Origin of the sequence: Formivibrio citricus (genome assembly GCF_900115065.1) — a bacterium.
Taxonomy (GTDB): domain Bacteria; phylum Pseudomonadota; class Gammaproteobacteria; order Burkholderiales; family Chitinibacteraceae; genus Formivibrio; species Formivibrio citricus.
Genome location: NZ_FOVE01000004.1, coordinates 49,227 through 70,207, shown reverse-complemented (window position 1 = coordinate 70,207; position 20,981 = coordinate 49,227). Strand labels below are relative to the sequence as shown.

Sequence of the window (20,981 nt, the reverse complement as noted above, 5' to 3'; positions counted from 1 at the left end):
GGAGCTGTTTTTCCTTCGTGCTCTTTGTGTTCTTCGTGGTAAATGAATTGGTTTTTACGCGAAGGCGTTTAGCACAATGGCTAAAAAAGATTTTTACGAAATTCTGGGCGTAAACCGGGATGCGAGCGAAGAGGATATCAAGAAGGCCTATCGCAAGCTTGCGATGAAATACCACCCGGACCGCAACCCGGACAGCAAGGATGCCGAAGAGAAATTCAAGGAAGCCAAAGAGGCTTACGAGATTCTCTCCGATGGCCAGAAGCGCGCGGCCTATGACCAGTACGGGCATGCCGGCGTCGATCCGCAAGCCGGTTTTGGTGGCGGTGCGGGCGGTTTTGGCGGCTTCGGCGATGCGTTCTCCGACATCTTCGGCGACATCTTCGGTGGCGGCCGCAGTGGCGGTGGCGGGCGCAGCAACGTGTATCGCGGTGCGGACTTGCGCTACAACCTGGAAATCAGCCTGGAAGAAGCCGCGCGCGGCGTGGAAAAACAGTTGCGCATTCCCTCGCACGACGAGTGCGACGTCTGCCACGGCACCGGCGCCAAGCCCGGCTCCGAAGCCAAGACCTGCCACACTTGCGGCGGGCATGGCCAGGTACGGGTATCGCAGGGCTTTTTCAGCATCCAGCAGACCTGCCCGACCTGCCACGGCAGCGGCAAGTACATTCCCGACCCCTGCCGCAATTGCAAGGGCACGGGACGGGTGCAGACCACCAAGACGCTTGCGGTCAAGATTCCGTCCGGCGTGGACGAAGGCGACCGCATCCGTCTTTCCGGCGAAGGCGAACCCGGTGTCAACGGCGGCCCGCCCGGCGACCTGTATGTCGTGATCCACATCCGGCAGCACGCCGTGTTCCAGCGCGACGGCAACGATCTGCATTGCGAAATGCCGATCAGCATCACGATTGCCGCTTTGGGCGGCGAAATCGAGATTCCGACGCTCGACGGCAAGGCGCGGCTCGCCATTCCGGCCGAAACCCAGACCGGCCAGGTATTCCGCCTGCGCGGCAAGGGGATCAAGGGTGTGCGCAGCGCGATCACCGGCGATCTGATGTGTCATGTCGTGGTTGAAACGCCCGTGAACCTGACCAGCCGCCAGAAGGAATTGCTGAAGGAATTCGAGGAGATCAGCAAGGGCGATGCGGCCAAGCACACACCGAAATCCAAGACCTGGTTCGACAAGGTGGCGGAATTCTTCGGAGGTTGAGCGCTTTGCAAAGGCGAAACAAAGGGCTGCCCGTGGGCAGCCCTTTGTTTTTTGAACGAATTACTTGATGAGACGCAGGCAGACCGGCGCGCGGAAGGTCTGGTTGTTGCTGGCCTTGATCGCACCCATGAGGCAGAAAACCAGGTTGCTGACGATCAGGACGAGATAGCCCAGCAGGCCGATCAGGATGAAGGTAAGGATCATCGAAGCGAACCAGCCGACCAGCACCGTGATCGACCAGTTGAGCGCTTCCCGCGTGTGATCGAGCAGGAATTCGTCGTCTTTCTTGAGCAGGAATACGATGAGCGACGGTATGAATCCGAGGAAGATGGTGCCGATCCAGACCAAGATGGCGATGGTTTTTGCATCGGTCTGGCCAGCTTGCGGTTGCGGAACGGGCGGTTGCGGATTGTCCATTTCAAGGCTCCTGTCAGGTTTCCAAGGTTCTGAGCCAATTTAGGCTCTGTTGACGTTGGTTACAAATCTGCGTTTAGGGTAGTTCGAGATGGTTTTCAAGGCGCAAAGCGCGCCGCAATACGGGTATTGCAAGCGGTTTGCAACGCGGAAAGCCGCTCGAAATACCCCAAACCCGAAGGGCTGGGACGGAAAAACGCCATTCACCGCGTTATGCGCCTTGAAAATAACCGGTTATTGTCTGCGTCGCATGCCTTGTGACCGGCATTTTTCCGGCCCAGCGCAGATTTGTAACCAACGTCAACAGAGCCTAGGAGGCTTTTCTTTCGTATGCAAGGAAACGGCGCACGATGTTGCGCCATGTCGTATTTTGGCCGTTTTTCATGTTTTTCCCGGATGGCATTCTCCGTGCCGGTGATATAGTTGCGCTGCGGTAGTAAGCAAAAGGATTCAGACAAGATGCGGCGCGGTGTTTATGCAGGCAGTTTCGACCCGGTGACCAATGGCCACCTGTGGATGATCGAGCGGGGGGTCGAGCTTTTCGACGAGATGATCGTTGCGATTGGCGAAAACCCGGACAAGCGTTACACCTTTGACCATGCCGACCGGCTGGCCATGTTGAGGGAAACGACCGCTCATTTGCCGCGGGTGCGCGTGGAAGATTTCAAGAACTGTTTCCTGGTCAATTTCGCCAGGGAGGTCGGTGCGAATTTCATTTTGCGCGGCATTCGCGAGGGTGCCGATTATGAATTCGAACGCAAGATGCGCTATATCAACGCCGATCTGGCACCGGCTATCGATACCGTTTTTCTGATGCCGCCGCGCGAAATTGCCGAAGTCAGCTCGACCATGGTCAAGGGCTTGGTCGGCCCGGATGGCTGGAAGGATGTCGTTCGCCATTACGTTCCCGAGCCTGCATACCTGCGCCTGATTCGCTGGCATGAAAGTCAGCGCACCGTGTAGCTACCAAGCCAGCGAGTGCATTCCTGTGCCGGCATCGCTTGCGCAATCAGCCAGCCTTGGATGCCGTTGCAACCAAGCTGGATGAGCTTTTCAAGCTGTTCCTGATTTTCCACACCTTCAGCAACTGTCGAGAATCCCATCGCTTGGGCCATGAGGATGGTGCTGCGTACGATGGTCTCACTCTGGGGCTGGCTCAACGAGCCGATGAAGCGGTTGTCTATCTTCAGTTTTTCGGCGTTGAGTTGCAGCAAATTGGCCAGACTGGAATAGCCGGCGCCAAAGTCGTCAATGGCAATCCGCAGCCCCATTCCCCGAAGCGTTTCCAGTGTCTTTCGTTCGGTATCTCCGCAGGCTTGCAGGATTGTTTCGCTTAATTCCAGCTCCAGCCGGTGTGCTGGCAAGTCGGCATGCTGCAGGGCATCGTGAGCAAGCTGGACCAGATTGCAGTAGGCGATCTGCTGAAGGGAAAGATTGACGCACAGGACGGGAGGCGCAATGCCCATTTCCAGCCATTGCTTCATCTGGAGGCACGATTCCTTGAGCACGAATGCGCCAATCGGCAGAATCAGCCCACTTTCTTCGGCGATGGACAGGAAACTTTGCGGCAGAAGCAAGCCGTCTGCTGGATGGTGCCAGCGCACCAGTGCCTCGACTCCTACCAGCCGGCATTCGGGCAGCGAGACTTGGGGCTGGTAATAAACTTCCAGTTCGCCCAGTTCCAAGCCTTCGCGCAAACGGTTTTCCTGCAGTTGCCGGGCAATGGAGTAGGCGTTCATCCGGTCGGTGAAGAAACGGTAGGCGTGCCGTCCTTCCTGTTTGGCGCGGTAGAGTGCGGTATCCGCCTTTTTCAACAGCTCCGTAAAGTTGCGGGAATCGTCTGGATACACCGCGATGCCTACGCTGATGGCAATCCGGATCTCATGATCCGCGGTCACGAATGGATGGTCGATCGACGTAATGATGGCTTGGGCTACATCGGTTGCTTCATCCGGAGAGCGCAGACCGCCGAGAAGAATCACGAATTCGTCACCCCCCAAACGGCAAACCGTGTCGCTTTCGCGCACGATTTCGGTCAGCCTGCCAGCAGTCTCGGTGAGTATCAGGTCGCCGATCTGATGTCCCAGCGTATCGTTGACGAGCTTGAAGCGGTCGAGATCGAGGAACAGCAGCGCCATTTTCTGGTTTTGCCGGTCGGCAAGCGCATGCGCCACCATGAAACGGTCGGACAGCAACTGACGGTTGGGCAGGCCGGTCAAGGGATCGTGGAAGGCCAGGAATTCGATATGGGCCTGCTGTCGCTTCCTTTCCGTGATGTCGGAGAAAATGCCGACATAATGGGTGACCTTGCCCTCTTCGTCGTTCACGGTGCTGATGGAAAGCCATTCCGGATAAAGCGTTCCGTCCTTGCGCCGGTTGCATATCTCGCCCTGCCAGCGGCCATCGCGGCGGATCGCTTGCCACATGGCCACGTAAAAATCCGCCCCGTGCTGGCCGGAAGCGAGCAGGCTGGGTTTGCGCCCCAGCGCTTCCTCGGGCGAATAGCCGGTCACTTCGCTGAAGACCCGGTTGACACTGAGAATGCGCAGTTCCGGGTCGGTGATCATGATGCCTTCGCTGTTGCTGTCAAAAACCGTGGCGGCGAGCCGCAGTTGCTCTTCGACAGCGCGTTGTTCGGTGATATCGATATGGGTTCCGGCCATGCTGACCGGCATGCCGGCTTCGTCGCGGTCGACGACTTCTCCGGACGCCAGTATCCAGCGGTATGCATCCAGCCCCGCATCGTGCAGACGGAATTCCTGCTGGTAGTGGTTGTTGCTGCCGATCAGGCAGGCGCTGATGGCGCGCAGGACACCAGGCTGATCCTGCGGATGGATGCGTTCGATAAACCGGTCCAGCGGCTCTTCCTCTCCGTATTCTGTTTGACCGGACTGGCGGAGCGTAACGGCGGCTCCTTTTTCGCCCAGATGGAATTCCCAGATCCCTGCATGGCTGGCGGCAATCACCTGTTCCAGCCGGCGGCGGTCAGCTTGCCAGACTGCCAGAGTGCGTTGTTGCAGCAGGGCTTTCCACAGGTCGTGCGCCAGCATTTGCAGAAGCTGGATGTCGGCATCATCGTAGGCTCCCGGCTTGTTGGCGACGCCGATCATCATGACGACCTGGCCGTTCTCCAGCGTGGGCGCGCCAAGGTGTCGGTGCAGTGCACTGCTGCGTCGGGGTAGCCCCTTGGGGCTCATGGGAGGGGAAAAATCGTTGTGGATGACCGGTTTGCGTTGCCGGATGCAGTCCGCCCACTGCCCGGCCTCATCCAGCGGCAAGATGTCGCCCGTGATGCACGGACTCCGGGTATGGGTCAGGCAGGCGGCAAGGCGCAGTGCGCCATCGGGTTCGATGAAATAGAGATGCCCCATGCGGCTGCCGGTTAATCGGAGCGCCAGGGCCAGCCCTTCCTCCAGCAGTGTGTCCTCGTCAAGTTGATGGGCGCGGGCGTTCAGGTCGAGCAGCGCCTCGGCGCGCAGGCGGTTGCTTTCCGCTGCATCGGCCAGCCGGCGCTGGCTGCTGATGTCGATGAAGCTGACGACGACGGCATCCACTTGCCCGTTTTCAAAAACCGGATAGGCATTGACCAGGCACCATACCGGCTCCACTTGCCGTTCGGGTTGGATGCCCAGTACATAGTCACGCAAGGTTTCCTGGCTCCCGAGCACTCGGTTGATCGGGTACTCATCGACTGGCATGTCCGAGCCGTCTTCGCGACAGAAATGCCATCCGGGCAAGATGGCTTCCTTGCCGGTCAGTTGTCCCGGCGTCAGTCCGAGGATGCTGCACGCGGCCAGGTTGAAGGTGACGATCTGCCCGTCCGGACTGTAAATAAGGACACCGGCATGAATGTGTGCCAGTAGCTCGTCGGAGCGGCGTTCCACCTCGTTCAGGCGGGCAATGTGACGGGCCAGCTCCGATTCCAGATGGCGCGCCTGTTCCTGGGGTTGCGGGTTGCTCACATGCCCGGTGCCACAGTCCTGGATTTGTACGGCGGCATAGGTTCCGATGCGCTGGCAGGTCTCGCGGTACAGGGTTGGGCCCCCTCCGACTTCCATCGAATATTCCCATGAGTGCGGCGAGTGGTTCTGGAATGCTTCCGCATAACGGGCCTGCCGGGTTTCCGGCGGGAGAGACGGCAGCCTCTTTTCTGACAGCAGCCATCCGGCCGGACCTGACGCCCAAAGCCGCTGCATGGCTGCATTGCTGAAGCGGCAAGTGAAATCGACAATCTCTCCGCTTTCGTTCTGTTCGGGCGAGAACAGCGCCCAGCCGTCGGCTGAGCGGGCAAGCGCCTGCGCCAGCGGCGAAGCCAGTTTCTCGTCGAAGTTCACGGTTCGCTCCGGAATGAAACGATGCAGGTTGGCGAAGTGAAGCTGCAGGAGCAAAAGCAACTCCTGTTATCTTCTCAGCATAAGCAATTTTTTGACAATGCACGGCATGGGTTTGTTCAAATTGCTAAACTGTCGCCTTTGGTTTGTACTGATTGCTGCCCCATGTCCGATTTTTCCAGCTTCCGCAACCGTCTGCTCAAGAATGCCCGCCACTGGGCCAAGTGGGCGCGCCGCCAGAACATCAGTTGCTATCGCCTCTATGACCGGGATGTTCCCGAATTCCCCGTGATCGTCGATTGGTACGAAGGCCGCGTGCACCTGCAGGAGGTGGAGACCGGCTGGGTGGAGAGCGATGAAGACCATGCGCTGTGGCTGGACGGCATCCGTCTGGCTTGCTCCGAGGTGCTGGAAATCCCGCTGGCCGCAGTCAGCCTGAAAACCCGCCGCCGCCAGCGTGGCGAGCAGCAGTACGAGAAGACCGGCGAGCAAGGTGAGGATTTCGTCGTCCACGAGGATGGGCTGGGGTTTTACGTCAATCTCGATGCCTATCTCGATACCGGCCTGTTCCTCGATCACCGCAATACCCGCAAGCGCGTGCGCGGCGAGGCGGCCGGCAAACGCTTCCTCAACCTCTTCAGCTATACCGGCGCCTTCAGCGTCTATGCCGCAGCCGGCGGCGCGCGCGAGACGGTGACGGTGGACATGTCCAATACCTATCTCGACTGGGCCGGGCGCAACTTCGGCCTCAACGGCATGGATATCCGCCAGCACGCGCGCATCCGCGAAGATGTGTTCGTTTATCTGCGCGAGGCGCTGGAGCGGCGCGAGAAATTCGACCTGATCGTCTGCGATCCGCCGTCGTTTTCCAACTCGAAAAAAATGCAGGGCATTCTCGACGTGCAGCGCGACCATGCCTGGCTGATCGAATCGTGCCTCGCGCTGCTGAGCCCCGGCGGCGTGCTGTATTTCTCCAACAACTTGCGCACCTTCAAGATGGATGAATCGCTGCAGCCGCAGTGCAAGGACATCTCGGCGCAGTCGGTGCCGGAGGATTTTCGGAACAAAAAGATCCACCAGTGTTTCCGGTTCGAAACCGCCTGAAAAAATGGCTGCGCTCGCCAACCCTGCGTCGCGCGGTACTCGCAATCCTCATGGACTACATGTCCATTCCGGTTGCTGTGTTCCGTGCTCCTTGATTTGCCTTCGCTCGCCGATTTTTTGAGGCGGTTTGAGAGAATACCTGCATGAAGTTCAAAAAAGCATTTGAACCACAGAGACACGGAGAACACAGAGGAAAAACCACAGGCCGTCTGCGAGGGATCACGTTCAACAGGTTTTCTCCCGGTCTCTGTGCCTCTGTGGTGAGGATTTCCCAATGAGCGCGCTGGCCAACGAACCGCTCGCTTTCGTCGATCTCGAAACCACTGGCGCCAATCCCTTGCGCGACCGCATCACCGAAATCGGGCTGGTGCTGGTGCAGGATGGCCGGGTGGAAAGCTGGTCGAGCCTTGTCAATCCCGGCGTGCCGATCCCGCCGTTCATCCAGAACCTGACCGGTATCGACGATGCGATGGTCGCCGATGCCCCCGCGTTCGCCGATCTGGCGCAAACCGTGCTCGCCAAGCTGGAGGGGCGGCTGTTTATCGCACACAACGCGCGCTTCGATTACGGGTTTCTGAAAAGCGAATTCCAGCGCCTGGGCATCCATTTCCGCGCCCGTGTGCTGTGCACGGTGCAGTTGTCCAAGAAACTCTATCCGCTGGAGCACAAGCACAACCTCGACATGCTGGTCAGCCGGCACGGGCTTGTCATCGAAGGCGAGCGCCATCGCGCCCTGACCGATGCCGAATTGTTGCGCCAGTTCATGCAGGTGGCCGAACGTGCCCAAGGGCCGGAAGCCATCGATGCCGCGGTTGCCGAACTCACGCGCCTGCCGGCCTGGCCGGAAGGGCTCGATACGGCGCTGATGGACGAGCTTCCGGAAACGCCGGGGGTGTTCGTCTGTTATGGCGAACACGGCGCACCGCTGTTCGTCGGTAGCGCGGGCAACGTGCGCAAGGAGGTGCTGGCGCACTTCGCCGGCAAGCGCAAGCAGCGGCGCGAGCTGCCGCTGGTCAAGTTTACACAACGGCTGGAGTGGTTCGAAACTTCGGGTGATTTCGGCTCGGCCTTGCTGGAAAAAAAGCTGCTGCGCGAACTTGCCCCGCAATACAACCCGCCCGTACCGGAAATGCGCGAGCCCTGCTGCTGGCGCTGGGATGTGGCGAGCGGGCAACTGGAATTGATTTCGCTTGCGGAAGGCGTACCTGCCGATCGCGACCTGTTCGGCCCGTTCCGCAGCCGGCGCGAGGCCACGAACGCACTGACGCGCCAGGTCGAAGCCCAAGGTTTGTGCAAGCGCGTGCTCGGGCTGGAAGCGCCGCGACCGGATTCGCCTGCCTGCCTGGGGCTCGCCGCCGGCAAATGCAAGGGCGCGTGCATCGGGCGCGAATCGCTGTCGAGCCATCAGGCCCGCTTGCTGGCCGGCCTGTCGCGCCTGCGCATGCCGGCTTGGCCGTACCCCGGCCCGATCGGCATCGCCGAAGGCCCGGACTGGGCGCCGGTGCTGCACGTGTTCGAACACTGGAATTATCTCGGTTCGCTGCACGATGCCAGCGAGCTGCCAGAATTGCTGCTGGCCACGCGCCCGCCGTTCGATCCGGAAATGATGAAACTGCTGCGTTCCGAGATGAAAAAGGCCGCAACCAAAGTGGTCAAGCTGCGATGATTTGATCGGACCTCTCAAGAGGGGTGTTGCATGGACCGACGTGCTTTTTGTGCCGGCGCTGCCGCGCTGGCTGCAGCCTCTTCCTTGCCCGCATGGGCAACCTCGCCGGCATTGAACCGTGTAGACATGCACAGCCACTGGGGCATCAGCGCGCGCGGCGGTTCCGGGGCGCTGGATGTGGTCGGGCTGAGGGAAGCAATGACCGAAGCCGGTTTGCTGCTGGCGGCGATCAATATCGTTGCGGACTACCCGCAGTTCCGGCGCGGCCATACCGGGACCGAGGTCGTGGAATATGCCTCGCCGGGATCGCTGCGCGGTTATTTCGACGAGATGGCCGAGTATGTCCTGAAGCGCGCCAGAAAAGACGATCTGATCGTGGTGGGCGCGCGCCACGATCTCAAGTCGGTGCTTGATGGCCGCAAGCCGGGAATCGTGCTGGCGGTCGAAGGCGCGGATTTCCTGGAAGGCAAGCTCGAACCCCTGAAAGCCGCCCGAACGCTGGGTGTGAGCCACCTGCAACTGGTCCATTACCGCCTGATGGAAGTCGGCGACATCTGCAATCTTCCCCCGCGTTACAACGGCCTGAGCGATTTCGGCAAGGACGTGGTGCGCGAATGCAACCGGCTGGGCATGCTGGTCGATGTGGCGCATTGCAGCTCGGCAGGCATCCTGCACGCACTCGAAATTTCCACCCAACCCCTGATTTACTCCCACGGCTGGGTGAGCGATACGCCCCCCGATCATGCCAGGCGCACGGCGCGGGCGATTCATGCGCCCTTGGCCAAGACCATTGCCGCAAAAGGCGGCGTGATTGGCGCGTTCCCGATGCGCCAGCGCACGCCGGAAGCCTTTGCTGCATACCTCTTCAAGCTGGTGGAAGCGCTGGGCGTGTCGCATGTCGGCATCGGCACCGACCACGGTGGCTTGCCGCGCTCGGCGCTGTCCGGCTGCCGGGATTTACCCGCCGTGGCGGCCGAGCTTTCGCGGCTGGGTTTGAAGGATGCCGAGATCGGCGCGGTGATGGGGGGCAATTATCTGCGTATCTTGCAGCAGGCCATGAGCGCAGGGGCGTAATTCGCAGGTTGAATTCGGCAAAGGCTGGAATCCATTTCCGTTCGGGAGAAGGATTGTAGGAGCGGATGCAATCCGCGAAGGGCAACGTACGGCGGAATCGGTGCGAAGCGACATTCCGCCATCATCGGTTGCTTGAACCATCGCGCGGCGGATTGCTTCGCGAATCCGCCTTACGGGTTGATCTTGCCCCTACTCAGTGGCTCGCTTATTTGTGGGGCAGCATGCGGATCAGGGTGTTGTCGCGCTTGATGTAATGATGAAACAAGGCTGCGGCCGCATGCAGTCCGATCAGAATGTAGCCTGCCTTGCCTGCCACCTCGTGGAATTCCTTGAGCGCCTTGGCGAGAGCCTTGTTTTCTGCGGTCAGCGCGGGGAGTGGTAGCCCGAAGAACAGCACGGGCTTTCCGGCTGCGCTGAGCGATAGCCACCCCACCAAGGGCAGGCCGATCATCATGAGATAAAGCACACCGTGCATGGCCTTGGCCAGCAGGTTTTCCAGTGCCGAAGGCGCCGGTTCGATGGAAGGTGTCGGCTCCATCAGGCGGGTGGCAATGCGAATCCACACCAGGGCAAAGACGGACAGGCCCAACATGAAGTGCCAGGCTTTCAGGGCTTCGCGCGGGTCGCTGCCCTTGGGGTAAAGCACCCGGAGTTCAATGCAAGCATAGACGCCTACCAGCAAAAGCAGCATCAGCCAGTGCATGCATATTGATAGTTTGCCATAAGATTGGTCAGTGCTTTTCCATCCGGTCATGCTGCTCTCCTGTCGAACGTGTCTTGGTAGCATAAGAACTTGTCCGTTTGCCCGTAAAAGCAAAGGGTAAACAAGCCTTGTTTGGTAAGTATTATCATTATCGGATGGTTTTGCAATGGGCGGGGAATGCGCAGCTCTTCATCCGGCTGGCGGCTCAAACGCCGCCAAACAAAATTTCCAGTGTTTCTTTGGCGCCGATGACATGCCGTTCCTTGTGCTGCACGATCTGCTCGCCATCGAAGCGGTCCATGCGGTAGAGCGTGCCGAATGCAAAGTCGGGGGCCTGCACGCCTGCGCCGCCGATCAGTTCGCCGCCGCGCCGCACGTTGTCGGCCATCCAGGAGGTCAGGCGCAGATGGTAGGGGTTGCGCTTGATTTCGCCGACGTGGCAGGACAATGCGGTGACGAGATCAGCGGTGTCCTTGAGGCTGGATTCGACGAGCAGGTTGGGGTGAGTCATTGCGCGCCAGAATTCGGTCTGTACCAGCCAGCAGGCGTGGTTTTCGTGCGCCAATGCATCGGTGACGAGATGGTGCGTGCCGATGTGCGTGGCGTGCCCGTCGTCGTCGTTGGGGCAGATCACGATGGCGGGCTTGAAGCGGGCGATGATACCAGCGACGTCCTCGACCTTTTCCGCCCAAGCTTCGGGTTCCTTGTCGCGAGCATGGGCGTTGATGTGGCTCAGGCCCTCCGGTTCGATTTCCTGTATGTCGAAGCCGAGCCAAGTGCAGGCACGTTGCAGTTCGTGCTCCCGCTCCTCGATGCGGCGCGGGTTTGAGCCGAGCGTGACCGGCAGGTTGACGACGCGATACCCGGCCTCGCGCATCAGGCGCAAGGGCAGGGCGCCGGTAATGCATTCGTCGTCCGGGTGCGGGGAAAACAGCATCGCTACTGGCGCATTGGCAGCCAAAGCCGGGCGGGGTGGCGGGGTGAGGCCGTTCAGGGTTTTGATGGCCGGCAGCGATGTCTGATTCAGCAAGGCGGCATGTGCCTTGACGAAATCGAGTTGGGGCGAGCTCATGGTGTATCTCCGTCTTTTTTCTTCAGCTTATGACGCAGATGGGATTTTGTCTCGTTTTGGAGCCAGTTTTAGCAAAGTGAGCCTGATGTTGGCCATGAAAAACGCCGCTTCCCCAAAGGAAAGCGGCGTTGTTGTCGGAGTGAAGTCGCGGATCAGGCTGCGTCTTTCGGTATCTCAACGTTGATGCGCATGCCGTAGAAGCTGCGGTAGACAAAAAACAGGTTGATAGCGAGGAATATGGCTGCCAGTGCCAAAGTCAGTCCGCCCTGGCCGCTGGCCTTGAGTCCGACCGCCATTTCCACGGCCAAAAGGCCGAACAGGGTGGTGAACTTGATGACCGGGTTCAGGGCCACCGAGGAGGTGTCCTTGAACGGATCGCCGACGGTGTCGCCGACCACGACGGCATCGTGCAGCGGGGTGCCCTTGGCGCGCAGCTCGGTTTCCACGATCTTCTTGGCGTTGTCCCACGCGCCGCCGGCGTTGGCCATGAATACTGCTTGGTACAGGCCAACGATGGCGATGGAGAACAGGTAACCGATAAAGAAGAACGGTTCAACAAAGGCGCAGGCCAGCGTGCCAAAGAATACGGCCATGAAGATGTTGAACATGCCCTTCTGTGCATACTGGGTGCAGATTTCCACCACGCGCTTGGAGTCTTCGACCGAAGCCTTGGTTTCGCCGTCGAGCTTGATGTTGCCCTTGATGAATTCCACGGCCCGGTAAGCACCGGTGGAAACGGCCTGGGTGGCTGCGCCGGAGAACCAGAAGATCGTGGCACCACCGGCAATCAGGCCCAAGAGGAACGGCGGATGCAGCACGGAGAGCAGACCCAGGTTAACCGACAGGCCATCGGTCAGCAGCATGATGATCGAGAACACCATCGTGGCCGAACCGACCACAGCGGTACCGATCAACACCGGTTTGGACGTGGCCTTGAAGGTGTTGCCGGCGCTGTCGTTTTCTTCCAGCAAATCCTTGGCAACATCGAAATTGACGTCGACGTTGAAGTCGCGCTTGATCTCGGCTTCGATGCCAGGGAGCTGTTCGATGGTGGAAAGCTCGTACACCGACTGGGCGTTGTCCGTGACCGGGCCATAGCTGTCTACGGCGATGGTAACCGGGCCCATGCTCAGGAAGCCGAAGGCGACCAGACCGAAGGCAAACACGGCAGCCATGACCACGCCCTTGGCAGTATCCGGGTTGATAACGGCGGCAAGGTCGTTCTGCGAGATCAGGTAGGCGCCGGCCATCAATGCCGTGATAACCAGCCCGAGCCAGTAGGCCGAGAAGTTACCCGCGGTCAGGCCTGCCAGCACGTTCAGCGATGCGCCGCCTTCGCGGGAAGCGGTCACGATTTCACGCACATGGCCGGAGTTGGTCGAAGTGAAGGCCTTCACCGCTTCCGGAATCAGCGCACCAGCCAGCGTGCCGCAGTTGATGATCAACGCGAGTTGCCACCACAGATTGGGGTAGACCTTGCCGGCAATGGCGATGTCGCCGATCAGCAGCTTGGAGACGACGAAGGTCACAACCATTGAAACGATGGAGGTGATCCAGACCAGCGAGGTCAGCGGCGCTTCAAAGTTGAAGTGCACCGCATCGCCATACTTGCCCTTGGCGATCATTTCGTTGACCAGATAGGAAAAGCCGGAGGCCAGAATCATCATCGCGCCGATGGCAAAGATCCAGACCAGCAGTTGTACCTGAACGGCGGTTTCCGGAATTGCAGCCATGATGAAGGTTACCAGGGCCACACAGGTCACGCCGTAGGTTTCAAAGCCGTCAGCGGTCGGGCCGACGGAATCGCCCGCGTTGTCACCCGCGCAGTCGGCAATCACGCCAGGGTTGCGCGCATCGTCTTCCTTGATCTTGAAAACGATCTTCATCAGGTCGGAGCCGATGTCGGCAATCTTGGTAAAGATGCCGCCGGCGATACGCAGCGCGGCTGCTCCCAGTGATTCGCCAATAGCAAAGCCGATGAAGCATTTGCCGGCCATTTCGGACGGCACGAACAGGAGGATGCCCAGCATGATCAGGAGTTCGGTCGAAATCAGCAGCATGCCAATCGAAATGCCGGACTTCAGCGGGATAGCGTAGCAGGGGAAACCCTTGCCGGCGAGCGAGGCAAAAGCGACGCGGCTGTTGGCATAGGTGTTGATGCGAATGCCGAACCAGGCCACGCCGAAGGAGCCGGCGATACCGATCAGCGAGAACAGCAGGATGACCAGGACATCCTTCATGCTCAGGCTCTGGATGCCGCCGAAGTAAGCCACGATGATAGCGGCGATGAATACCCACAGAATCAGGAGGAACTTGCCCTGGGTTGCGAGATAGGTCTTGCAGGTTTCGTAGATCAGCTCGCTGACCTCGACCATGGCCTTGTGAGCCGGCAGCTTTTTGACCTGGCCGAAGAACACGGCGCCGAAGAGCAAGCCGGCGATACAGATCAGGAGACCCCACGACAACAGGCTCGAACCGGTCATGCCGCCGAGGAAGGTGGCGAGCTTGGGATCGGCGAGATTGGGTAGAACGAGGCTGGCTTCTCCGCCGCCGGCGAAAGCGGGGAGGGCGGTCATACCCAGGGTGACAGCGAACAACGACAGGAGCCGGCTTGAAACTGGCCGGTGTTTCCCTTGCGACAATGCCATGCGTGTGAACGACATAAGGGGCCCTCTCTGAAAGTTTTTTTGAATGGTATTACTGGGTAAATCCTTGCTGCATGATCTGCACGACGAGCATTTTTCTCGGGCGCATGATTTTTTGGTTTGATCGGCATCAAGCGGCGATGTAGTCGTGTCTCGGCGCTTTCAGCGTTCAGTGAATGTTACGCGAAATCCTGCGGAAAGTGTGTAGCTGACAGGCTAGAAGATATAAGGATCGGCAAAGCGAGAGGAGGGGCTGCTCCGGTTCTCTTCGGATGTAGCCCTTGGAGATTGACTACTGCTCGGGGTGTTCTGCGGCAAAACTTGCCACACCGGCCATGATTTCCTCGCCGGCGGCATCGATGCCCTCCCAGCCGAGCACCTTGACCCATTTGCCGTGTTCCAGATCCTTGTAGTGCTCGAAAAAGTGCACGATCTGGTTGGTGAGCAGCAGCGGCAGGTCTTCAAAGGTTTGTACGTCGTCGTATAGCGTGGTCAGCTTCGGGACCGGCACGGCCAGCACCTTGGCATCCTGGCCTGATTCGTCTTCCATGCGTAACAGGCCGATGGGGCGCGCGCGAACCACGACGCCGGGCAGCAAGGGGAAAGGCGTGGCGACCAGGACGTCGACCGGATCGCCGTCGCCGGCGATGGTATGGGGAATGTAGCCGTAATTCAGCGGATACGACATGCTGGTGCCCAGCAGCCGGTCCACGAAAATCGCGCCCGATGCCTTGTCGTGCTCGAACTTGATCGGAGCCGAGTTGGCGGGGATTTCGATTACGACGTTGAAGTCGTAAGGCAGGTTCTCACCCGCGGGAATTTTGCTGATGTCCATGTTGTTTCTTTCTTGTGTTTGACTTGGTGGCCGCAAAAATAGGCATTACCTATTGATTCGATTGATAAAACTTTAAAAGTTTGTCCTGGATCAAATTGTATCCCGCCGATCGCATCGGGGGAACTCGAGGATGGAGGGAATATTGCCTGTTTCAAGAAAGGCAGTTTGTTTGCAGCGGGATGAACGAAGCTGATGCGGGAGATCAAGGTGGTACAGCCAAATGGACGAACGGCCTGCAGGATGTCAGTTTTGCATTGACGAGCTTACGACTGTTCCCTACCATCCGCGCGAACCCAAAGGGGCTGTACCCGGAGTAAATATGTCAGAAATTATTGTTATTGGTCACAAGAATCCAGATACCGACTCGGCTTGCGCGGCATGGAGCTACGCGCGCTTCAAGAATACCGTCAACCCGGAAGGCCGTTATGTGGCCGCGGTTTGCGGTCCTCTGGGCGAGCAGACCAAGTTCGTGTTTTCCAATGCCGGCGTTGAGCCGCCGGTCTACCTGAAGGATGTTCAGCCGCGCGTGCTCGATATTGCCGACGCCGATTGCCTGCGTCTGGATGGTAACGACCCGATCATGCTGGCCTTCGAAGATCTGGACGAACACACCATCTCGATCGTGCCGGTGTTCGAGGGGCAGGATACGCTTAGCGGCGTGATCAGCATGCACGAAATCACCCGCTATTTCGTGGATGGCAGCCTCAAGTCGCGTCCGTGCAACACCTTCCGCCTCGACAACATCGAAAAAGTGTTGCCCGGTCGCTTCCTGAAGCGCGGCAAGCTGGAAGAGTTCAGCGCCCCGATCCTGATCGGAGCCATGAATTATGAAAATTCCGTGAAATACATCCATTCGATTGAGCCGGCCAAGCCGATCATGGTCGTGGGGCACCGCCCGGACTTGATCAACTACGCGATTGATTGCCAGGTCCCGGCCATCATCCTTACCGGCTTCGATCTGGAAGAAGAACCGAAGGTCGACTTTAGCCGCTACGAGGGCTCGGTTTATCTCTCCGAGAGCGATACCGCCGAAACCGTCCGCCAGCTTCAGTTGTCCGTTCCGGTCAAGCAGATCATGGATACCGAACCGCTGTGCCTGACGCATGACACGCTGTTCGACGAAGCCAAGAAAACCCTGTTCAACTCGGAATTCCGGGGGTTGCCGGTTCTGCGCAAGGGCCGCTTTGCCGGCGTGGTAACGCGTGCCAGCTTCATCGAGAAGCCCAAGCGCAAGCTCATTCTGGTCGATCACAACGAAATCGGGCAGGCCATTCTGGGCGCGGAAGAGGCCGAAATCTGCGAAATCATCGACCACCACCGCCTGGGTGCAGAAAAGACCAGCACGCCGATCTATATCTATTCCAAACCGATCGGTTCGACCTGCTCCATCGTATTTGCGCACTACCGCATGGCCGGCATCGAACCCGACCGCGAGACGGCGCTGTTGATGCTCTCCGGCCTGCTGTCGGACACGATGCTGCTGCGTTCCCCGACAACGACGCCGGAAGACCGCAACTACGCCACTGAACTGGCCAGACTGGCCGGTGTTGACCTGCAGGAATACGGCACCCGCATGCTGTCCTGCGTGGCGAGCCTCAAGACTGCCGATCCGGTCAAGATTGTCGGCGCGGATTTCAAGGAATACACCGAGCACGGATTCTCGGCTGGTGTTGGTCAAGTTGAAGTGGGTACCTTGGCCGATGTCGAGGACGTCAAGGCCAGCCTGATGGCAACCCTCAACGATTTCCGTAAGGAACGCAACCTGACCTGGGCCATGCTGCTGGTAACCGATATCGTGCGCGAGCACAGTGTCCTGCTTTGTACCGACTGGCCGGAAGCCGAGAGCGAACTAGCCTACAAGAAGCTCGAAAGCGGCATGTTCGATCTGCCTGGCGTGCTGTCGCGCAAAAAGCAGTTGTTGCCGGAAGTGCTCCGTATCCTGGACGTGATGGGCAAGAACTGATCGGGTCAAGTGACTTGTCAGTGTCGAGAATGGCGTGCCGGGTGCACGCCATTCTTTTTATGAGGGCTGCGATATGGCAGCAGGGGGTTCACCAAACTGTTTATGCAAATTAACAACCCGAGCGGTGGACAAACTTGGGTAGAATGGCCTCGACGCGACCGCAGGTGCACATGGATTGATATGGATGATATTCAAAGATTTATCAGCGGGTTTCGCCGCTTTCAACACAAGTATTTCGGCGAACACAGCGAATTGTTTGATCAACTCAAGCGCAAGCAAAACCCCAAGACGCTGCTGATCGGCTGCTCGGATTCGCGGGTCGATCCGGCTTTGCTGACCGATTGCGATCCCGGCGACCTGTTTGTCGTGCGCAACGTGGCCAACTTGGTGCCGCCGTTCGAAAACGACTTTTCCACGCACGGCGTCTCGGCGGCAATTGAATTCGCGGTGTGCGATCTGAAGGTCCGGCAGATCATCGTGCTGGGTCACTCCGGTTGTGGCGGGATTCAAGCATTGATGAGCGGTCACACCCCCCAGTCTGAAGCGGATTTTGTCGGGCGATGGATGCAGATTGCCGAATCCGCCCGGCGTCAGGTGCAGCAAGATATGTCGGATCGACCGATGGCCGAGCAGTTGCGCGCCTGTGAGGTGGCCTCCATCATCGTGTCGATGGACAACCTGATGACGTTCCCTTTTATCTCTGAGCGGGTGGAAAGCGGGAAGTTGGCGCTGATCGGCTGGTATTTCGATATCCAGAAGGGCGAACTCTACGATTTCGACCAGGAAAGCAACGCCTTTCGCCCTCTGGTGATGGCGCCGGAGAGGAGGGGCTAGCAGATCGACAGGGCTTTGTTGCATAAATCGGTTGAGATATGAGTTACCCCAAACCCCAGACGGATTCAGCATCTGACTGAGCACGATGAATTCCCGCGCATCGGCCAGATCGTCCGCATGCGCCGGATGCCCCTCCAGAATCTGCTGGACGATGTCCGGCACGCTCAAATCCTGAAACACCCGGCTGGTGCGCCGCAAAGCCTGTAAGGCCAGCGCGGGTTCAATGGTCAGGCCATAGCGGGCGAACCCGCCGTCCGAACCCAGATACTCCGCTGCCGTCACCAACCCACAGATTGCCCGCTCAGTCCCGTCAGCACTCAAAATGCCCAAGCGGGCGGGCCGACACAGCAGGGCTTTGAGCTCCAGCCCGGCTTCGGGGGACAGGCAGACCAATCCATACCGGTACAGCTTCGACACGCCTTCTTCGCCCTGTAGCGTGTGCAGCAGCAAGTCCTCGCCGGACAGCCCCTCCAGACGGAACGTCAGCAGGCGGGCGCTTTGCTGGAAGAGAGAGGCAAAATCCGGAAAGGGGAGAAAGGTCATTCATGATCGAGAGAATTACCCTTGTACGCGGTATACCTTGGAAGACAGTTGCAAGGTGGCGTCGAACGTGACCGGAGGCCGGTGGGGATGCACCTTCAGTACCGCATCGACCCGAAAACGCAGATGGCGCTCAAGCTCTCGCGGCGTATCAAGCGTTACCCTCACATGCGACAAGCGTGGTTCGTACCGTTCGATGGCTTGGCGTAACTGTTCGCGTAACAGATTTCTATCGTCCGGATTCAAGAGGCTGATCCCGGAAAGATCCGGGATGCCGAATTGCAATATGGATTGCCTGGCCAACGGATAGGATTCGAAAAGCTCGCTCAATGCCATGACCCGGGTGTTGAGCAACATTTCAAGATCGCGCGCCAAGCCTTGTTTGAACTGAGGAAGTTCAAACAGCAACAAACCTGCGGCTTGAGTTTGATCTGGCGCATCATCAAGCAATCTGTCCAGTATGGACGGCAGGGCAAGGGTCTGGCGGCGGACTTTGTGCATGCTATAGCCCGAACGCTTGATTGACCTGACTGGCAAGAAGCCAGCGGAAAGTGGCATATATGCCTGCTCCGGCGAGTGCCAGGAGCGCGAAGTAGAGCCACAGGGACAATTCGTACTGCACGTAGGCTTGGGCACGATGCGGAACCTTCCAGTTGGGTGCGAATTCCGCTTTGCCTCCTCGTACGTGCTGAATTTCCTGCCCTAGCCTGGCAGTCAGATAACCCAGCTTCTCTTGGCCTTCAAGCAAGTATTTGCCCTGAAATCCGAGCAGCAGGGCGCAGTAATAAATCTCGAGAGCATCGATGTTTTTGGGGGGATCAATTCGCAAGGCTTCCAGCCGGTCAAAAAAGCCCTCCCCGGCCAGGTGCTCGCCGAAAAGCCGCAACTGCAAGGGCATGCGCTCCCAGTCTTCGCGCAACGGAAAGTCCGACGAGAGGACGATTTCGTCCAATAATGCGCAAAATGCATATTTGGCGTGCTCGACCATCGCCTTTTCCTTGCCAAATTCTTGGGCATGGCGCTCAAACCGGCTTAAAAACTGGTCGATGCTGCGGTTGAATTCAGCGGAACTCGGCGGGCTGTTGCCATCGCGGAGCAGGAACAGGAGATAAATTCCGTCTTCCAATAATTCGCGCAGGCTTGGCGCCGCTGGCGTTTCGATGTTGAGAGGATGCGCTTGAGTAGTGGCCTGGTTCATGATGCAACTCTGTAAAAGGTCTGACCGTTAACGAAACACGGCAATCAATTCGAGCTTGAGATCGGTCAGCAGTTGCGGCACGTAAATGCAAATGCTGTGCGACTGCAGCATGCGTTGGTAAATGTCCCCCTTGGGCTCAAGAGAGAAATAATGATTTCCTACCCGAACAGGTATGGCCGAAGGTGTTTGGGGGGCGTGAACGAGACTGACGCCGCGCAACGCCGAGTTGAGGATTTTTTCAACATCGTCCGGCGCGCCGATCTTCAGTTTCATCGGCACGTTCTCCAGAATTTGCGCCGTGGGCAAATCGCTTTGTACCGACAGGTAGTAATCGACATTTTCCAGCAGCCGATCGCTTTCCAAGCGCCCGACGTAGAACGATGGCTTGGGTGATGCCAACGGAATGATCATGTAGCGTGCAGAGATGACCGTTTCAAGCAATTCACGTACTTGCGCATCGATCACGGGGAAAACTTCCTGCAAGGCTTCGTGCCTGTACGGAGGAATATCTGCCAATGTGTACAGATTGGAGAAGGTTTGAAGTTCGCCGCAGAATGTGGCCAATGCACAGTAGAGCTCTTCCGGGGGCAGCGGCTCGCAGCGCGACAGGTGGGAAAGCGCTGCAAAATTACGATTGACCGCATGCAACAGCCAGAACGATGCAATATCGATGGTTCCAAATTCCAATACGTTCTTGGCTCGCTCCCGATGCCCTCCGGCCAAATTCTGGCTTTTGACCAGCAGGATATCCAGCAATCGCCTCAGTAAACGCGGAAGCTCCGCCGTTGCATGGATTGAGGTCATGGGCGGCAAGAAATCGGCTGCGGAAACCCATTGCCCATTGGCATCCTTGACCAGCTTTGCAATGGCGATGGCGTCGTATCCGTCGCGATTTTCCTCTTCAATCATTAACCGGACATCAAGCACCAGAGTGGTCAGTTCACTTTCCAGTGCCTGGGTAAAATAATCGACGACTTCCACCTGCTGGTTGCGATAACGAGTGGGCCGAGGCGGCGCTCCACTATCAGACCAGGTATTGTTCCCGTACGGTTGCAAATATGGCAGGCAGGCATAGAGCGTTGTGGCAACACCTGTCTGCGGCAGTTCGTTAAGGTTTCTGGATAGCGGCAGCGGCTCATTGCCCGGGGCCTGATAAGGCGTGCCATCGCGAAACAGTACCTCAAGTTCATCAATCCGTACCTGGCCGCCACGCAATGCCTCCTCGTCAAGCCGGCAACGTGCCATTCCCCATGCGTTACGCCGCAGCAATCGGGTCAACTCCGCTCGCTGCTCATCCGCAAACATGGCTTGTTGCTGAAAATGCTGCGGACGAAGAAACATCCCCTCGCCCCACAAAATACGTTTTGCTTTGGACATGAAATTTTCCGTAACAAT

General features: G+C 58.5%; 16 protein-coding genes and 1 pseudogene. 7 read left to right on the top strand and 10 right to left on the bottom strand.

The features are described 5' to 3' along the window. The first annotated feature begins 76 nt into the window (after positions 1-76). On the top strand, positions 77-1,207 hold the full coding sequence (gene dnaJ / locus BMZ36_RS03635; protein ID WP_091191529.1) for a molecular chaperone DnaJ: 1,131 nt from the start codon (positions 77-79) through the stop codon (positions 1,205-1,207). Positions 1,208-1,267: 60 nt separating this feature from the next. Here dnaJ and BMZ36_RS03630 read toward each other — a convergent pair whose 3' ends face one another. Then, a complete protein-coding gene (locus BMZ36_RS03630) occupies positions 1,268-1,624 on the bottom strand; it encodes a DUF4870 domain-containing protein (RefSeq protein WP_091191527.1) in 357 nt (118 codons plus the stop codon). A gap of 456 nt (positions 1,625-2,080) precedes the next feature. On the opposite strand from BMZ36_RS03630, the gene coaD reads away from it, so the two are divergent. Further along, positions 2,081-2,584 (top strand): pantetheine-phosphate adenylyltransferase, encoded by a 504-nt coding sequence (coaD, locus tag BMZ36_RS03625; RefSeq protein WP_091191524.1) that lies wholly within the window; start codon positions 2,081-2,083, stop codon positions 2,582-2,584. Here coaD and BMZ36_RS03620 read toward each other — a convergent pair. After that, a complete protein-coding gene (locus BMZ36_RS03620; RefSeq protein WP_143085962.1) occupies positions 2,569-6,009 on the bottom strand; it encodes an EAL domain-containing protein in 3,441 nt (1,146 codons plus the stop codon). The genes coaD and BMZ36_RS03620 overlap by 16 nt on opposite strands. Before the next feature lie 108 nt (positions 6,010-6,117). Between BMZ36_RS03620 and BMZ36_RS03615 the strand changes: the two genes are divergently transcribed. From BMZ36_RS03615 to BMZ36_RS03605, 3 genes are all read left to right on the top strand, one after another. Then, positions 6,118-7,056, top strand: coding sequence for a class I SAM-dependent methyltransferase (locus BMZ36_RS03615; RefSeq protein ID WP_091191520.1), 939 nt, complete (start codon positions 6,118-6,120; stop codon positions 7,054-7,056). Positions 7,057-7,330: 274 nt separating this feature from the next. Then, a complete protein-coding gene (locus BMZ36_RS03610) occupies positions 7,331-8,722 on the top strand; it encodes an exonuclease domain-containing protein (RefSeq protein WP_091191517.1) in 1,392 nt (463 codons plus the stop codon). Between the two features lie 30 nt (positions 8,723-8,752). After that, positions 8,753-9,796, top strand: a complete 1,044-nt coding sequence (locus tag BMZ36_RS03605; protein WP_091191514.1) for a dipeptidase — start codon at positions 8,753-8,755, stop codon at positions 9,794-9,796. Positions 9,797-10,001: 205 nt separating this feature from the next. Here the strand turns inward: BMZ36_RS03605 and BMZ36_RS03600 are convergent, their stop codons facing one another. The 4 genes from BMZ36_RS03600 to ppa form a co-directional block, all read right to left on the bottom strand. Beyond that, the gene (locus tag BMZ36_RS03600) at positions 10,002-10,550 is read right to left on the bottom strand and encodes a cytochrome b (protein ID WP_091191511.1); all 549 of its coding nucleotides are present in this window, start codon (positions 10,548-10,550) and stop codon (positions 10,002-10,004) included. Positions 10,551-10,704: 154 nt separating this feature from the next. Continuing rightward, complete coding sequence (locus tag BMZ36_RS03595) at positions 10,705-11,571, bottom strand: PIG-L deacetylase family protein (protein WP_091191508.1); 867 nt, start codon at positions 11,569-11,571, stop codon at positions 10,705-10,707. A 152-nt stretch (positions 11,572-11,723) separates the two neighbouring features. Next, a complete protein-coding gene (locus BMZ36_RS03590) occupies positions 11,724-14,219 on the bottom strand; it encodes a sodium-translocating pyrophosphatase (protein ID WP_281242185.1) in 2,496 nt (831 codons plus the stop codon). 289 nt (positions 14,220-14,508) lie between these two features. Beyond that, a complete protein-coding gene (ppa, locus tag BMZ36_RS03585) occupies positions 14,509-15,051 on the bottom strand; it encodes an inorganic diphosphatase (protein ID WP_091191504.1) in 543 nt (180 codons plus the stop codon). Between the two features lie 319 nt (positions 15,052-15,370). Here ppa and BMZ36_RS03580 point away from each other — a divergent pair, with 319 nt between their 5' ends. Both BMZ36_RS03580 and BMZ36_RS03575 read left to right on the top strand, forming a co-directional pair. After that, positions 15,371-17,014, top strand: coding sequence for a putative manganese-dependent inorganic diphosphatase (locus tag BMZ36_RS03580; RefSeq protein WP_177187766.1), 1,644 nt, complete (start codon positions 15,371-15,373; stop codon positions 17,012-17,014). A 180-nt stretch (positions 17,015-17,194) separates the two neighbouring features. Next, the gene (locus tag BMZ36_RS03575) at positions 17,195-17,848 is read left to right on the top strand and encodes a carbonic anhydrase (protein WP_091191500.1); all 654 of its coding nucleotides are present in this window, start codon (positions 17,195-17,197) and stop codon (positions 17,846-17,848) included. Between the two features lie 126 nt (positions 17,849-17,974). Here the strand turns inward: BMZ36_RS03575 and BMZ36_RS03570 are convergent. The 4 genes and pseudogenes from BMZ36_RS03570 to tssK all read right to left on the bottom strand — a co-directional run. Then, positions 17,975-18,391: pseudogene (locus BMZ36_RS03570) on the bottom strand (contractile injection system protein, VgrG/Pvc8 family); the annotation flags it as partial. 15 nt (positions 18,392-18,406) lie between these two features. After that, the gene (tssE, locus tag BMZ36_RS03565) at positions 18,407-18,889 is read right to left on the bottom strand and encodes a type VI secretion system baseplate subunit TssE (protein ID WP_091191498.1); all 483 of its coding nucleotides are present in this window, start codon (positions 18,887-18,889) and stop codon (positions 18,407-18,409) included. Position 18,890: 1 nt separating this feature from the next. Beyond that, a complete protein-coding gene (icmH, locus tag BMZ36_RS03560) occupies positions 18,891-19,586 on the bottom strand; it encodes a type IVB secretion system protein IcmH/DotU (protein WP_091191496.1) in 696 nt (231 codons plus the stop codon). Between the two features lie 27 nt (positions 19,587-19,613). Continuing rightward, positions 19,614-20,963: a type VI secretion system baseplate subunit TssK gene (tssK, locus tag BMZ36_RS03555; RefSeq protein WP_091191494.1), complete on the bottom strand. Its 1,350-nt coding sequence runs from the start codon at positions 20,961-20,963 to the stop codon at positions 19,614-19,616. Positions 20,964-20,981 lie beyond the last annotated feature (18 nt).